At 35.8% G+C, this 13,332-nt stretch carries 18 protein-coding genes and 1 riboswitch; of the genes, 13 read left to right on the forward strand and 5 right to left on the reverse strand.

All coding sequences use genetic code 11. The features are described 5' to 3' along the window. Positions 1–6 precede the first annotated feature (6 nt). Positions 7–213: a copper chaperone CopZ gene (gene copZ / locus SH601_RS07620; RefSeq protein ID WP_319957678.1), complete on the forward strand. Its 207-nt coding sequence runs from the start codon at positions 7–9 to the stop codon at positions 211–213. A gap of 111 nt (positions 214–324) precedes the next feature. Here the strand turns inward: copZ and SH601_RS07625 are convergent, their stop codons facing one another. Then, entirely contained in the window at positions 325–822 is a 498-nt protein-coding gene (locus SH601_RS07625) for a PilZ domain-containing protein (RefSeq protein WP_319957679.1), read from the reverse strand. A 282-nt stretch (positions 823–1,104) separates the two neighbouring features. After that, positions 1,105–1,974 (reverse strand): Cof-type HAD-IIB family hydrolase, encoded by an 870-nt coding sequence (locus SH601_RS07630; RefSeq protein ID WP_319957680.1) that lies wholly within the window; start codon positions 1,972–1,974, stop codon positions 1,105–1,107. Between the two features lie 174 nt (positions 1,975–2,148). Here SH601_RS07630 and SH601_RS07635 point away from each other — a divergent pair, with 174 nt between their 5' ends. Together SH601_RS07635 and SH601_RS07640 are read left to right on the forward strand one after the other, a co-directional pair. Next, positions 2,149–2,721 carry a TetR/AcrR family transcriptional regulator gene (locus SH601_RS07635; RefSeq protein WP_319957681.1) on the forward strand — a complete coding sequence of 191 codons (573 nt, stop codon included), beginning with the start codon at positions 2,149–2,151 and terminating at the stop codon, positions 2,719–2,721. Between the two features lie 45 nt (positions 2,722–2,766). Beyond that, positions 2,767–3,708, forward strand: a complete 942-nt coding sequence (locus SH601_RS07640) for an SDR family NAD(P)-dependent oxidoreductase (RefSeq protein ID WP_319957682.1) — start codon at positions 2,767–2,769, stop codon at positions 3,706–3,708. Positions 3,709–3,805: 97 nt separating this feature from the next. On the opposite strand, the gene guaC is transcribed toward SH601_RS07640, so the two are convergent. Further along, entirely contained in the window at positions 3,806–4,780 is a 975-nt protein-coding gene (gene guaC / locus SH601_RS07645) for a GMP reductase (protein ID WP_319957683.1), read from the reverse strand. Positions 4,781–4,986: 206 nt separating this feature from the next. Beyond that, positions 4,987–5,032: riboswitch (PreQ1 riboswitch) on the forward strand. A gap of 140 nt (positions 5,033–5,172) precedes the next feature. Between guaC and queC the strand changes: the two genes are divergently transcribed. The 3 genes from queC to queE are packed head-to-tail and all read left to right on the forward strand — an operon-like array spanning position 5,173 to position 7,029. Further along, complete coding sequence (gene queC, locus SH601_RS07650) at positions 5,173–5,841, forward strand: 7-cyano-7-deazaguanine synthase QueC (protein ID WP_319957684.1); 669 nt, start codon at positions 5,173–5,175, stop codon at positions 5,839–5,841. Continuing rightward, positions 5,841–6,308 (forward strand): 6-carboxytetrahydropterin synthase QueD, encoded by a 468-nt coding sequence (queD, locus tag SH601_RS07655; protein WP_319957685.1) that lies wholly within the window; start codon positions 5,841–5,843, stop codon positions 6,306–6,308. Before queC ends, queD begins: the two co-directional genes overlap by 1 nt. Next, positions 6,301–7,029 carry a 7-carboxy-7-deazaguanine synthase QueE gene (gene queE, locus SH601_RS07660; protein ID WP_319957686.1) on the forward strand — a complete coding sequence of 243 codons (729 nt, stop codon included), beginning with the start codon at positions 6,301–6,303 and terminating at the stop codon, positions 7,027–7,029. The genes queD and queE overlap by 8 nt, the downstream gene beginning before the upstream one ends. 191 nt (positions 7,030–7,220) lie before the next feature. Here the strand turns inward: queE and SH601_RS07665 are convergent, their stop codons facing one another. Next, positions 7,221–7,673: a GNAT family N-acetyltransferase gene (locus SH601_RS07665; RefSeq protein ID WP_319957687.1), complete on the reverse strand. Its 453-nt coding sequence runs from the start codon at positions 7,671–7,673 to the stop codon at positions 7,221–7,223. A 172-nt stretch (positions 7,674–7,845) separates the two neighbouring features. Here SH601_RS07665 and SH601_RS07670 point away from each other — a divergent pair, with 172 nt between their 5' ends. The 3 genes from SH601_RS07670 (at position 7,846) to SH601_RS07680 (ending at position 9,307) form a co-directional block, all read left to right on the forward strand. Then, entirely contained in the window at positions 7,846–8,187 is a 342-nt protein-coding gene (locus SH601_RS07670; protein ID WP_319957688.1) for an ABC transporter, read from the forward strand. Between the two features lie 13 nt (positions 8,188–8,200). Next, positions 8,201–8,893 (forward strand): HAD family hydrolase, encoded by a 693-nt coding sequence (locus SH601_RS07675; protein ID WP_319957689.1) that lies wholly within the window; start codon positions 8,201–8,203, stop codon positions 8,891–8,893. A 90-nt stretch (positions 8,894–8,983) separates the two neighbouring features. Beyond that, entirely contained in the window at positions 8,984–9,307 is a 324-nt protein-coding gene (locus SH601_RS07680) for a DUF4870 domain-containing protein (RefSeq protein WP_319957690.1), read from the forward strand. Between the two features lie 55 nt (positions 9,308–9,362). Here the strand turns inward: SH601_RS07680 and SH601_RS07685 are convergent, their stop codons facing one another. Next, entirely contained in the window at positions 9,363–10,076 is a 714-nt protein-coding gene (locus SH601_RS07685; protein ID WP_319957691.1) for a FixH family protein, read from the reverse strand. A gap of 163 nt (positions 10,077–10,239) precedes the next feature. On the opposite strand from SH601_RS07685, the gene SH601_RS07690 reads away from it, so the two are divergent. From SH601_RS07690 to wrbA, 4 genes are all read left to right on the forward strand, one after another. Continuing rightward, positions 10,240–10,569 carry an ArsR/SmtB family transcription factor gene (locus SH601_RS07690; RefSeq protein ID WP_319957692.1) on the forward strand — a complete coding sequence of 110 codons (330 nt, stop codon included), beginning with the start codon at positions 10,240–10,242 and terminating at the stop codon, positions 10,567–10,569. A 12-nt stretch (positions 10,570–10,581) separates the two neighbouring features. Further along, positions 10,582–11,880, forward strand: a complete 1,299-nt coding sequence (locus SH601_RS07695) for an arsenic transporter (protein ID WP_413775102.1) — start codon at positions 10,582–10,584, stop codon at positions 11,878–11,880. Positions 11,881–11,897: 17 nt separating this feature from the next. Then, positions 11,898–12,317, forward strand: coding sequence for an arsenate reductase (thioredoxin) (arsC, locus tag SH601_RS07700; RefSeq protein ID WP_319957694.1), 420 nt, complete (start codon positions 11,898–11,900; stop codon positions 12,315–12,317). 108 nt (positions 12,318–12,425) lie between these two features. Then, entirely contained in the window at positions 12,426–13,025 is a 600-nt protein-coding gene (gene wrbA, locus SH601_RS07705) for an NAD(P)H:quinone oxidoreductase (protein WP_319957695.1), read from the forward strand. Positions 13,026–13,332: the final 307 nt, after the last annotated feature.

A 13,332-nucleotide genomic window follows, 5' to 3' on the forward strand; every position in this document is an offset into this window, starting at 1 on the left:
AGACCAATGGCACAAACTATTTTAAAAGTAGAAGGAATGACATGTGGACATTGTAAAGCATCTGTTGAAGGAGCTCTTCAAGAATTATCAGGAGTAAAACAAGCAGAGGTTGATTTAGCAACAGGAACAGTAGTTGTAAATTATGAAGAAGATAAAGTAACGATTAAAGCAATGGAAGAAGCTGTAGAAGAACAAGGTTACGATATAGCCTAATTGGAAAGGGGCTGCCTTAACTTATGTTGAGCGCATCCCCTTTTCAAGTTGCAAGAGGAACCCAAAAAATAGGAAGCCATATAGCTCAAAATCAGCTTTGTATCGGATATATCAATTACTTATATCTAACATTTTCTGTTTTTTAATCATTATTTCATTTAAAGCGCGTATCATGGTGGATTTATCACTGTGAGACATATGGATGAAATTTACACCGTAGGATATACGTTGACCTTGTTGATAGGGTTCTCTGCGAATAATCTCTCCTAAAAGATTAAAATGATAGGATTCGAGGGAAAGTTCTACTTGTATTACTACTCTATCATCTGTTGGTATATTATATTTGGTGGAAAATTTTAGTCCACCAGCACTTATATCTTCAATGTCACTATGAAAATATTTGTTTTCTAGTTTGGCAAATTGCGGAGCATCAAAAGACACAAGCTTCATTAAACAATTTTTCTTATAAAATTTAATTCGAAAATCATTTCTGGAATTTTCCTCCTTAGCAACATGTGTTTTTGTTTTTTTAGAAAATCGATGTTTTACTTTTTTTCGTTCATAAAACCAATAGATGAATGAAATAGTGATAAGGGCAGTAGTAGACAAAAAGGAGAGGGCGATAATAAACAGTTCGATTCGAATTACCTCCTATTCTTTTAAGGATAGTTTTGTTCATTACTGATACTTTCGACTTTATAGGTCAAAATACCTCCCTTTCATGCGTGATTTGACGTTGATAATCAGAAACTTAATGCTAAATTAATATAGTTAATAATTAGAAGAAGGTTTTACAAAAAAACGCATTAGAAGTGTTTGAGTGGGGGCTGTCTTATATTTGTGCGAGGAATCATGAAGGCGATAAAAACGATAAGAGGAGAAGAGCTCCTCTTATCGTTCGTTTAATTCCTGTAGCATCTCATCAATTGCATGGGCTACACCATTTTCTTTATTTGTTTTCGTTGTGTAATCACAGGCTTCAATAATTTCTGGTTCAGCATTTCCCATCGCAACCCCGCGTCCAGCCATTGTGAGCATGGACAAATCATTAAAATTATCACCGATTGTCATGACGTCTTTCATTTCAATGCCTAGCTGTTTCGCATATTTTTCGAGTGCAATTCCTTTTTGTGCATTAGGGTGATTAAATTCAAGGTTTGATGCACCTGATGAAGTGACAGCGATAGTATCATTACCATTTAGTTGTTCGTAAACATTGTTAAGTGTTTGTTCATCTAGGGAAAAGGCTAATATTTTATATACTTCTAAGTCTTCACGTGCAAAAAGTTCTTCAAAGTCCTCGATAATCGTAATTTCTTCTTCTTGGAAGCGATCTGTTGCTCTTTTACGAACATCTTCTATATTCGCATCAGGAAAAGAGGTTTTCATAATATCAACCATTACATCAATAAATTGATCACGACTTTCAGAAAAACCACCTTGATTTGTGAAAATTTCGAAATACATATCGTTGTCTTGGCATGTTTGCTGAATGTTGCGACAAGATTTGATGTCTAAAGGAGATGTTGCTAATATGTCACCTGCATCATTATGTACTTTTGCACCATTCAAACAAATGACAGGACATGATAATCCAGCTTCATCTAATGGTTTTTTCGCAGCATGATAAGATCTACCTGTTGCAACTACTATATGTATACCTTGTTCTTTTGCACGAAGAATTGCTTGTTTATTTTCTGGACTAACAGAATGTTTTTCATTCAAAAGTGTTCCGTCTAAATCTGTTGCAAATAATTTCATTATGTATCCCCCAGTAATTAAAATTCTATCTATACATTTATCATACATGACAATCGTTTACATGTCTTGTAAAAAAATCGTTAACTAAGTAAAGGAATATAAATGATAATTGACTTATTTAACCATACATAATATTATTTAATTGAACATCGGTTAATAAAAAGGGTGATAAAAATGGCTGCAAGAAAAGCAGTAGATAGAGAGCTTTCACGGAAAGTAATTATTGATGGTGCACACCAATTGTTTGTGGACGAAGGGTATCAAGCTGTTTCAATGCGAATGATTGCAAGAGAACTTGGCTATAGTCACGGAGCTATTTACTATCATTTTAAGAACAAAGCCGAATTATTTTATGCGATGGTAGAGCAAGATTTCGTCATGTTTAACAAAGAATTGATGAGTCTAATGCAACATAATGGAGTCGAAGAAGAAAATATAAAAGGATTATTAAGAGGATTTATTCGGTTCGGATTAACGTACCCTAATCACTATGAAGTAATGTTCATGATGAAGGATAAGGAAATAGAACAATATGCAACAAATGCTCCTGAACAAACGTATAAAATGTTTGCTGATGCAATCGTAGCAAATATGACAAAGCAAATAGAAGTAAAAAGAATTTGGTCAGCATTTTTAATGTTACATGGATTTGTTAGTCACTATGTTAAAATTGGCCACGCGTTTCAAGATGTAGAGGCTTTAACAGAATCATATGTGGATGCAATTTTTGACATGCTTGCTAAATAATAGTTTTTATGATTAATTGAACATCGGTCAATAAAGGAGGAGAAAATGAAAAAAGTGATGGTAATTGGTGCAAGTGGAGGGATAGGTCAGGCTATAGTAAAGGAATTAGCTGAAAGAAACGTAGATGTTGTAGCATTTGCTAGAGGGAAAGAAAAGCTGGAAGCACTATTTGCTGATAACCAGTATGTTACAATTCAACAAGGCGATGCACTAAATAAAAGAGAGCTAGAGCTAGGAATGCTCGGAGTAGATGTCATTATCCATGCGCTAAATATTCCCTATTCAAAATGGGAAGATAATTTGGAAAAGATTATGCGTAATGTTGTAGAAATAGCTAAACGTTACCAAGCTAAGCTTGGAATCGTTGATAACATATATGGTTATGGTAGAGGGAGCGAAAAGAAGATAACAGAAGCTTCCCCTAAGTATCCTCATACGAAAAAAGGAAAAATCAGATTAGAACTAGAAGAAATAGTAAAGAAATCAGGTGTGGAAGCACTGTTTGCTTACTTTCCAGATTTTTATGGACCGGGTGCTGAAAAAAGCATGCTTCACTATTTATTTGTAGGTGTTGCGAATAACAAGATGTCGTTCTTTATTGGAGACCCAACAGTGAAGCGAGAATATATTTATACGTTAGATGGTGCGAAAGCAATGGTTACACTTGTTGAAAAACCAGATGCTTATGGGCAAGGTTGGAACATTCCTGCGACAGATGTTATTTCTGGAAATGAAATAATCGAGTTCATGAGACAAGAAGAAGGATTTACAAAAAAAGTATGGACCGTGAAAAAAGGTATCCTGACATTGCTAGGGTTTTTTGATGAAGATGTGAAGGAAGTAGTAGAGATGCTTTATTTAACAGAGACGCCTGTTGTGTTAAGTGGTGAGAAATATGAAAAATATATCGGTTCATTACCGAGAACATCATATAAAGATGGTATGAAACGAACAATACCTTCGTATAAAACGAACATAGAAAAGTGATCACTCTACTATGTTAATTTTATTTCGTCAAATTAGCTGCAGTGTTGTGATACAAGTAAAGTAAGCACATCTGAGAATCCAGATGTGCTTATCTTGATCAATCTCCATTGAAGATAGAGTTTTTTACAACAACATAATCAACAGTTCGGATAGATTGTAAGTTTTTACCGCCTGCATAAGAAATAGATGACTGAAGATCTTGCTCCATCTCTGTTAATGTATCTTGCAATGCACCTTTGTGCTCTACATACATTTTTTTACCTTCGACATTTTTCTTTTCGCCTTTTTGGTATTCAGATGCAGAACCAAAGTATTCTTTGTAAAGCGTTCCGTCTTTTTCTACAGTATTACCAGGTGATTCTTCATGACCAGCAAATAATGAACCGATCATTACCATGGATGCACCGAAGCGAACAGATTTAGCAATATCACCGTGTGTACGAATACCACCATCTGCAATAATTGGTTTTGTTGCAGCCTTTGCACACCATCTAAGCGCAGCAAGTTGCCATCCACCAGTACCAAATCCTGTTTTGACTTTGGTGATACATACTTTACCAGGGCCGATTCCAACTTTTGTGGCATCTGCACCAGCGTTTTCTAATTCTCTGACTGCTTCTGGAGTCCCTACATTACCAGCTATAACAAAGCTGTCTGGTAAATGAGTTTTTATATGTTTAATCATGTTTATTACAGCGTTAGAATGTCCATGTGCAATATCAATCGTAATATAATCAGGAACAAGTGATTCTTTAGCAAGCTCCTCGATAAATGCATACTCTTCTTCTTTTACGCCAACACTGATAGAAGCGATTAAATTTTTCTCTAGCATAGTTTGAATAAAATCTTTTCTTGTTTCTGGTTCAAAACGGTGCATTACGTAAAAATAATTACGCTCTGCTAAAAAAACCGCGATTTTCTCATCAATAATAGTTTGCATATTAGCTGGAACTACTGGTAGACGGAATGTATGTTTACCAAATTCGATCGTTGTATCACATTCGCTACGACTTTCCACGATACATTTGTTAGGAATCAATTGAATATCTTCGTAATCAAATACATTTTCCATTTATATCACTCCTAAAGACGAACATTTTTTTGTTTAAGTTTATAATTATTCGCCCTAGGTAATATAATACATTTCGAGGTAGATGTCAAATGCTAGTCTTCTTATTAAATAAATTAAATCAACAAATGTTGTAGTAGCAACTGTACATTTGAGAAAAATATGATATACTACAATTTGTTCGTAAAATTACATACAAATCTGCGAATGCAGGAGAGGTTTCTAGCTTCACCCTCTATAAAAAACTAAGAATAATCATACCGAGGCTAAGGTGTGATTTTTTATTTTTTCTGTCTAGCTCTGTGTACTTAGAAACTAAGAGGTTTCTAAACAAGTACATGAAGCTTTACGTGGGTGTTCAGAATCTCTTTTTCAATATGAAAGGGGATTTTTTTATGGAAAAAAATAATCGAGCAGTTGTCGTGTTTAGTGGTGGTCAAGATAGTACGACTTGTCTATTTTGGGCATTGGAAAGGTTTGAACATGTAGAGTTAGTGACGTTTGACTACAATCAGCGTCATAAAGATGAAATCGAGGTTGCAAAAGAGATTGCGGTAGAACAAGGTCTAAAACATCATATTTTAGATATGTCATTACTCAATCAATTAGCGCCAAACGCGTTAACGAGAGATGATATTGAAGTAGCAGATGGAGAAGAGGGAGAACTTCCTAATACATTTGTGCCTGGAAGAAACCTATTATTCTTATCTTTTGCGACTATTTTAGCAAAACAAATTGATGCAAAACACATTATTACAGGTGTTTGTGAAACGGACTTTAGTGGTTATCCAGATTGTCGAGATATATTTATCAAATCATTAAATGTAACAGTGAATCTATCAATGGATGATGTTTTTGTTGTGCACACACCATTAATGTGGTTAGATAAAGCAGAAACATGGGAGCTTGCGGATCAACTAGGAGCTTTTGATTATGTCCGTGAGAAAACCTTAACATGCTATAACGGTGTACGTGGTGCTGGTTGTGGTGAATGCCCAGCTTGTCATTTAAGACAAAAAGGCTTGGACACATACTTAGCAAAACGTACGGAGGTGCAGCAGTAATGTACGGATTTCGGATTGTAGAAGACTTACAAAAAATTGATCAAGACATTAAACGAGAACAATTAAAATATCATCAAAAACGCGTGCTTGTCAGTAAAGAATTTAGCTTTGATGCAGCACATCACCTTCACTGTTATGATGGAAAATGCAAAAATTTACATGGGCATACGTACAAAGTTGTTTTTGGCATTAGTGGATTTGTTGATGATGTAGGAATTGTCATAGATTTTGGTGACATCAAACAAATTTGGAAAGAGAAGATCGAAATACTTTTAGATCACCGTTACTTAAATGAAACATTACCAAAAATGAATACAACGGCTGAAAATATGGTTGTCTGGATTTTCGAACAAATGGAAGAAGCGTTGCAGGATTTCTCAAACCAATGTCGAGTTGAGTTTGTTCGTTTGTTTGAAACAGCTACAAGCTATGCAGAGGCGAGACGGGAGTGGATGCTCAATGAATAAACTACCTGTTTTAGAAATATTCGGACCGACTATTCAAGGTGAAGGGATGGTCGTTGGACGAAAGACGATGTTTGTCCGCACTGCTGGCTGTGATTATAGTTGTGCGTGGTGTGACTCTGCCTTTACATGGGACGGTAGTGCGAAGGAAGATATAAAAAAAATGACGAGCGAGGAAATTTTTGCGCAGCTAAAAGAAATCGGAGGAGATAGATTTGATCATGTGACGATTTCTGGGGGAAACCCAGCACTTCTGAAAAATCTAAGTGAGTTGATTGATATTTTCCATAAAAATGGTATACAAGCAGCACTCGAAACACAAGGTAGTCGTTGGCAAGATTGGTTTTTAGCTATAGATGATTTAACGATATCACCAAAACCACCAAGCTCCATGATGAAAACAAATTGGACTGTGCTAGATGATATTATGGATAATTTAGAAAAAGGTGGACGTCTTGCGAACACAAGCATAAAAATTGTCATTTTTGATGAAGAGGATTTAGAATATGCAAAATCTGTTCGTAAACGATATCCAAATGTAGCATTTTTCGTACAAGTAGGTAACGATAACTTGGAGGAAATAGCGCCAAATGAGTTAGCAAGTCATTTGTTAACAAGGTACGAATGGCTGATTGACCAAGTAATGGATGAAAGTTCGCTAAATGATGTTCGGTTATTACCACAAGTACATGCATTGGTATGGGGTAATAAACGAGGAGTATGATACAGAAAGGGGCTGCCTCAACATATTGTTGAGTGCAGCCCCTTTTCAAGTTGCCAGAAAACCCACTCAAGTTGCCAGAAAACCCACTCAAGTTGCCAGAAAACCCACTCAAGTTGCCAGAAAACCCACTCAAGTTGCCAGAAAACCCACTCAAGTTGCCAGAAAACCCACTCAAGTTGCCAGAAAACCTACTAAAGCTGCTGAACTCCCAATGCCCATTTCAACATATCGTTTTCACTCTTAATATGTTGAAAGCCTAGCTTCATTAATACTTTGTTAGATGGTATATTTTCCCTTTGGCATTGTGCGGTAATGGTTCTTACCTTTTTAGAGCTACAAGCCCACTCTATTATGGCTGCTACTGCCTCAGTTGCATAGCCATTACCTTGCTCTGAAGGTACAATGCCATAACCAACTTCAATCGTTTGCTGCTCATTAGGCTTTCCTTTAAAACCGATATCTCCAATAATTGTGTTGTTTTCTTGTTTCATCACAAGCCATACTCCCCACCCTAGCAACGTAGTGTCATCTTCAAGTTGCTCTAGGTAACTACTAATATGGGGACCTAGTTTATAATTGGGGAAACAACTTAATACTTCCATCGTACAAGCGACGATTTTTAATCGTTCTGTTACTAATTCCATTTTTTAGCTCCTTTTTTTGGTTATCTGAAACATTTTGGAACCAATCATAGACGTATCTCCTTTATATTTTGTTGTATTTATTTTACAATTAAGTACATCACTAATCAATACTAATACTATCACTTGTCATCAAAAAAACAGACTTTAAAATAGTGTAATTATGAGGTGAGAAATGAAACAAAAAATATTACTTATATTCCAAGACTGGCAATTTAAATTAGATAACGATGAATGGTATTTCCAAAACGCTTTTGAAGAATTAACCATTGGCTTAACACCTGTAGAAGCATATGATTCTATTCCAACAATAATAGAAGTGTTGTTTGAGATGGAAGATCACTTTCTTATTGAGGAAACGATGGATATATTGCTAGGAATATATCACATTGCAGATACAACGGAAATACATCCATTTATAGAGATGCAGCAAATAGAACAACATCTGGATAAGTACCATTCTGTATATGGAAAAGTTTGTTTGAATGAATTAAAAAGGCTGTTGAGAATAGATTAATGGAGGGGGAAAAATGATCTTTTTCGACATAGACGGAACATTATTAGATCATGATAGGGCTGAAAAATTAGCGGCAGTAGATTTTCACAAACAGTATTATTTGCAATTGAATGTGGATGAAAAGGAGTTTGTACAAAAGTGGTTTCAGTTATCACATCAATATTTCGATTTATTTTTACAAAAGCAACTATCTTTTGCAGAACAAAGACGATTACGGATAAAAGGAATTTTTGGTCAACAATTAAGCAATCAACAAGCGGATGACTTGTTCCAGGAGTACTTATTATATTATAAGCGCAATTGGTCTATTTTTGATGATGTTATACCTTGTTTAGAGAATCTGCAGCAAGCAGGCCATCGACTAGGTATTATAACAAATGGTGAAAAAGCACAACAGTTAGAGAAATTACAAACTGTTGGAATAGAAACGTATTTCGAGCATATCCTTACATCGAGTGAAGTTGGAGTAGCAAAACCAACCCCTAAAATATTTCATATAGCATGCAAGCAAGCTAATGTTAATACCGCGGAGTGCTATTATATTGGAGATAGGCTAAAGACTGATGCTGAAGCTAGTCAAAAGGCTGGAATGTTTGGCATATGGTTGAACCGGGAACAAAAAATATTGGAGACGGATGTGAAACAACTCCAACAACTTGCTGAGTTAGTTGGTCTTTTGAAAATAGATACTAAAACCTATAAATAAATTACTACTTTATCCCTGTTTTTCAATGATTTTATATGTATTGCAAAGATTCAATATTTTTGTGGTAAAATGTCGATGGGGGGTGAAAAAATGTCAAATAGTGATGAGCGTATGTTTGGAATGCTTATCTATTTATTAAGCTTTTTTACTACTGTTATTGGTCCGTTAATTATCTGGCTATTAAAACGTGAAGAATCATCTTTTGTTGATTTTCATGGGAAAGAATATTTTAACTTCTTTATCTCTTACGCAATTTACGGAATAATTACTTTGTTATTAATGTTTGTCTTAATTGGCTTTCTACTTGCACCAATTGTGGGGATAGCAGGATTTGTTTTTACGATTATCGGTGCTGTCAAAGCGTTTAATGGAGAGGAATATCGATTTCCGCTTATTATTCGTATTATTAAATAAAACAAAAAGTATACACACGTTACAATTATCAAACGGTGTATACTTTTTGTTTCTTCTATTCCTCTACGTCAAAATGAAATTCCTCATGCTCATGTAATCCATCGTCATCTGTGACGTGAACAACCATTTTGTAATGTCCAGCTTTTTCAAAAGAGTGGGTACTATGATAAAATCCATCTTCTGTTTCTTCTGCATCGATCCAATCGTGTTTATCACTATTTTCAGGAATGATCTCATAGCGTACACGTGTACCTGTTAATGGGTTTTGATCCATCGTAAGTTCTACTGCGATATCCACACTTTGCCCGACTGTTATTTCATCAAGTGGTTGAAGGGATAAGTTGAAATCGGCTTGATGTGCATGTTCTGTCTCGTGTTCTTCTGCATGATGATCATCAAGTTGCTCACCCTCAACAGTAATCGATTTCTTTGGCATGGAATGCATAGATCGAGCGGTTGTATGTGCATAAATTTCAAAAGTACCAGGTTCAGTAAACGTAACTTCTGCTGAATAGGTACCATCATGATGGTTAGTCGCATCTACGTGAACGGTATTGTCCGGATCCTCTGTGTTCCAGTATTCGAATGTCATTTCTTCTGCATCAGTGACTAATTCATCCTCCCCATATGTCACGGTGGTTTCGAGTAAAACGCTTTCTCCAGTGTTAGCAGTTTCAGGTAATGTAAAGTCAACGGTAATTCCTTTCACTTCATCACGACATCCTACTAGTACTAAGATGATACTTATAAATAGGAATCCTCTTTTCATTCAATATCCCCTCCTGTTACCTTTTTCTATTCCATTCTACTAAATGGAAAAAAATAATCAATTGAAATATTTTGCTTTTGTTTTAAATATTCACAAAATTAGTTGATTATATAAGTGAATAATTATATACTTATGTAAAATGAGTGAAAGGAGTAATGATTACATGGAAATTGAAAAAGCAGCTCCAATACTAAAAGTGTTAGGAGATAAAACAAGATTAACTATTCTAAAGCTGATTGAACATCAAACTTGTTGTGTTTGTGAATTCGTTGAAATCTTTCAAATGAGTCAGCCATCGATTAGTCAACATTTACGTAAACTAAAAGATGTTCATCTTATTCAAGAGGAAAGGAGAGGGCAATGGATTTTTTATTCATTGAATCAAGAAAGTGAGTGGATAGACTTAGTTCGCGCTATTTTGGCACAATTGCCAGATCAACAAGAAAAATTAACAGAATTAGAGAAAAGCGGTGCGAGAATTACGTGTTGTTAATAGGGGGATGAGATGTTGTTAGATGTAATCTTAGCGATTGTGATTTTTCTGGCAACCTTAGTATTAGTTATTTGGCAACCGAAAAATTTATCGATTGGTTATTCAGCGATTGGTGGTGCGATTATGGCACTGCTAGTAGGTGTGGTAGGATTCACAGATGTGATAGAGGTAACAGGAATTGTTTGGAATGCTACACTCGCCTTCGTCGCAATTATTATTATTTCATTAATATTAGATGAAATTGGCCTTTTTGAATGGGCAGCATTACATATGGCTCGTCTTGCGAAAGGCAATGGAATCAAAATGTTTGTGTATGTTAGTTTGTTAGGCGCATTAGTTGCAGCATTCTTCGCAAATGATGGTGCAGCATTAATTTTAACACCAATCGTACTTGCGATGGTTCGGAATTTACAATTCCAAGAAAAAATGATCTTTCCGTTTATTATGGCAAGTGGTTTTATTGCAGATACGACATCGTTACCACTTATTGTGAGTAACTTAGTAAATATTGTTTCTGCAGACTTTTTTGATATAGGTTTTGTTGAATATGCATCGCGAATGGTTATTCCAAATATTTTTTCCATTATAGCGACAATTACGGTACTGTATCTCTATTTTCGAAAGAATATCCCGAAAACGTATCAGTTGGAGCATTTGAAGCAACCAGCTGAAGCGTTGAAAGATGATAACATGTTCCGTCTATCTTGGTACGTATTAGCGTTATTACTAGTAGGTTATTTTGCTAGTGAATTTATAGCTGTTCCTGTTTCGATAATAGCTGGCATTATCGCGATTTTCTTTCTCATTATGGCGAGAAACAGCAGAGCAGTTAATACGAAATCAGTTGTTAAAGGGGCACCATGGGACATTGTCTTTTTCTCGATAGGTATGTATGTCGTTGTTTATGGTTTACGTAATGCGGGATTAACAGATGTATTGGCGAGTGTTATTCAGTGGAGTGCAGATCAAGGATTGTTCAGTGCAACTGTTGCAATGGGCTTTATCGCTGCTATTTTATCATCTGTTATGAATAATATGCCAACCGTAATGATAGATGCACTAGCGATTGCAGAGACAAGTACTTCTGGTGTAGTTCGGGAGGCTTTGATTTATGCAAATGTGATTGGCTCTGACTTAGGACCAAAAATCACGCCGATAGGTTCATTAGCAACCCTTTTGTGGTTACATGTCTTATCGCAAAAAGGTGTGAAAATATCTTGGGGAACATACTTTAAAACAGGAATTATCTTAACTGTTCCGATTTTATTCATCACATTAATCGGTTTATATATCACATTATTACTATTATAAATTAGAAGGAGATTAACATGACGAAAAAAACCATTTACTTTTTATGTACAGGGAACTCTTGCCGTAGCCAAATAGCAGAAGGATGGGCTGAAAAATATTTAGGTGATGAGTGGAATGTTTACAGCGCAGGAATCGAAACACACGGTTTAAATCCAAATGCCGTTAAAGCGATGAAAGAAGTGGATATTGATATTTCTCACCAAACATCTGATAAGATTGATCCAGAAATCTTAAACCGTGCAGATATGGTTGTAACTTTATGTGGAGACGCACGTGATAATTGTCCAGTAGTTCCAGCTGGTATTCATAAAGAACACTGGGGATTTGATGATCCAGCTAAGGCAGAAGGAACAGACGAAGAAAAATGGGCTGTTTTCCAGCGTGTACGTGATGAAATTGGCGAAAGAATCAAACGTTTTGCGGAAATTGGTGAATAAAGGATGGCAGGGGATGAATCCTTTGGTGTTCATTCCTTTTTTAAAAAGTATAATTATTTATTAAATGGGCATAGTTAAACTAGATGACTAAAAAGGAGCTCATTTAATATGATAAAAGTAGCAATCGTTTATTACAGCTCAACTGGTACTAACTATCAATTAGCTAATTGGGCGAAGGAAGCAGCAGAAGAAGCCGGTGCAGAGGTAAAAGTAGTTCGGGTTGCAGAGACAGCACCGAAAGAAGCAATTGCACAAAATCCTGGCTGGCAAAAGCATTCAGAGGAAACACAAGATGTTCCAGTTGCAACAAGTGAAAATCTCGAATGGGCAGATGCAATTATCTTTAGTACACCAACAAGATTCGGTAATGTTGCATCACAAATGAAACAGTTTATTGATACACAAGGTGGATTGTGGGCGTCCGGTAAAACGGTCAACAAAGTGGTTAGTGCGATGACTTCTGCCTCTAATCCACATGGAGGTCAAGAAGCAACAGTGTTAAGCTTATACACTTCCATGATGCACTGGGGTGCAATTATTGTTCCACCTGGTTATTCAAGTGATGTTCTTTTTGCTGCAGGTGGTAACCCTTATGGAACAAGTGTTACACAAAGTCAGGAAGACGGTTCTATGGTGGAAGATGTACAAGCAGCAGTGAAACATCAAGCAAAACGTGTAGTAGAAGTAGCGAATAAAATTCATGGTTGAAAAAGATGAAACGAACCTCTTTTAAGAGGTTCGTTTTTTTGTACATAGGTAAAGAAATAGGGGATAAGTCAGTCATCAAAGCTATGAGTGCCTGAATTTATCAGAGAGAAGCACTTAGGTCACTCATCAAGCTGATGAAAGCCCGAATGGAGAGTAGGAGTGATTAAGTCTATATAATTGTGTAAAAAGAAAGGGCATCATAGTTCCTCATGTTACAATGTTTTCAACCACGAAAATAATAAACAGGAGGAATATATGATGACCCAAATCAATTTTACACTAGATTTCGAAAAACTAAAAGAGGAAT

Origin of the sequence: Gracilibacillus pellucidus (assembly GCF_033949965.1) — a bacterium.
GTDB classification, from domain to species: domain Bacteria; phylum Bacillota; class Bacilli; order Bacillales; family Amphibacillaceae; genus Gracilibacillus; species Gracilibacillus pellucidus.

Coding starts and splice junctions, on each gene's coding strand:
- copZ (WP_319957678.1), top strand. CDS start 7: ATGGCACAAACTATTTTAAAAGTAGAAGGAATGACATGTGGACATTGT.
- SH601_RS07630 (WP_319957680.1), bottom strand. CDS start 1,974: ATGAAATTATTTGCAACAGATTTAGACGGAACACTTTTGAATGAAAAA.
- SH601_RS07635 (WP_319957681.1), top strand. CDS start 2,149: ATGGCTGCAAGAAAAGCAGTAGATAGAGAGCTTTCACGGAAAGTAATT.
- SH601_RS07640 (WP_319957682.1), top strand. CDS start 2,767: ATGAAAAAAGTGATGGTAATTGGTGCAAGTGGAGGGATAGGTCAGGCT.
- guaC (WP_319957683.1), bottom strand. CDS start 4,780: ATGGAAAATGTATTTGATTACGAAGATATTCAATTGATTCCTAACAAA.
- queC (WP_319957684.1), top strand. CDS start 5,173: ATGGAAAAAAATAATCGAGCAGTTGTCGTGTTTAGTGGTGGTCAAGAT.
- queD (WP_319957685.1), top strand. CDS start 5,841: ATGTACGGATTTCGGATTGTAGAAGACTTACAAAAAATTGATCAAGAC.
- queE (WP_319957686.1), top strand. CDS start 6,301: ATGAATAAACTACCTGTTTTAGAAATATTCGGACCGACTATTCAAGGT.
- SH601_RS07665 (WP_319957687.1), bottom strand. CDS start 7,673: ATGGAATTAGTAACAGAACGATTAAAAATCGTCGCTTGTACGATGGAA.
- SH601_RS07670 (WP_319957688.1), top strand. CDS start 7,846: ATGAAACAAAAAATATTACTTATATTCCAAGACTGGCAATTTAAATTA.
- SH601_RS07675 (WP_319957689.1), top strand. CDS start 8,201: ATGATCTTTTTCGACATAGACGGAACATTATTAGATCATGATAGGGCT.
- SH601_RS07680 (WP_319957690.1), top strand. CDS start 8,984: ATGTCAAATAGTGATGAGCGTATGTTTGGAATGCTTATCTATTTATTA.
- SH601_RS07685 (WP_319957691.1), bottom strand. CDS start 10,076: ATGAAAAGAGGATTCCTATTTATAAGTATCATCTTAGTACTAGTAGGA.
- SH601_RS07690 (WP_319957692.1), top strand. CDS start 10,240: ATGGAAATTGAAAAAGCAGCTCCAATACTAAAAGTGTTAGGAGATAAA.
- SH601_RS07695 (WP_413775102.1), top strand. CDS start 10,582: ATGTTGTTAGATGTAATCTTAGCGATTGTGATTTTTCTGGCAACCTTA.
- arsC (WP_319957694.1), top strand. CDS start 11,898: ATGACGAAAAAAACCATTTACTTTTTATGTACAGGGAACTCTTGCCGT.
- wrbA (WP_319957695.1), top strand. CDS start 12,426: ATGATAAAAGTAGCAATCGTTTATTACAGCTCAACTGGTACTAACTAT.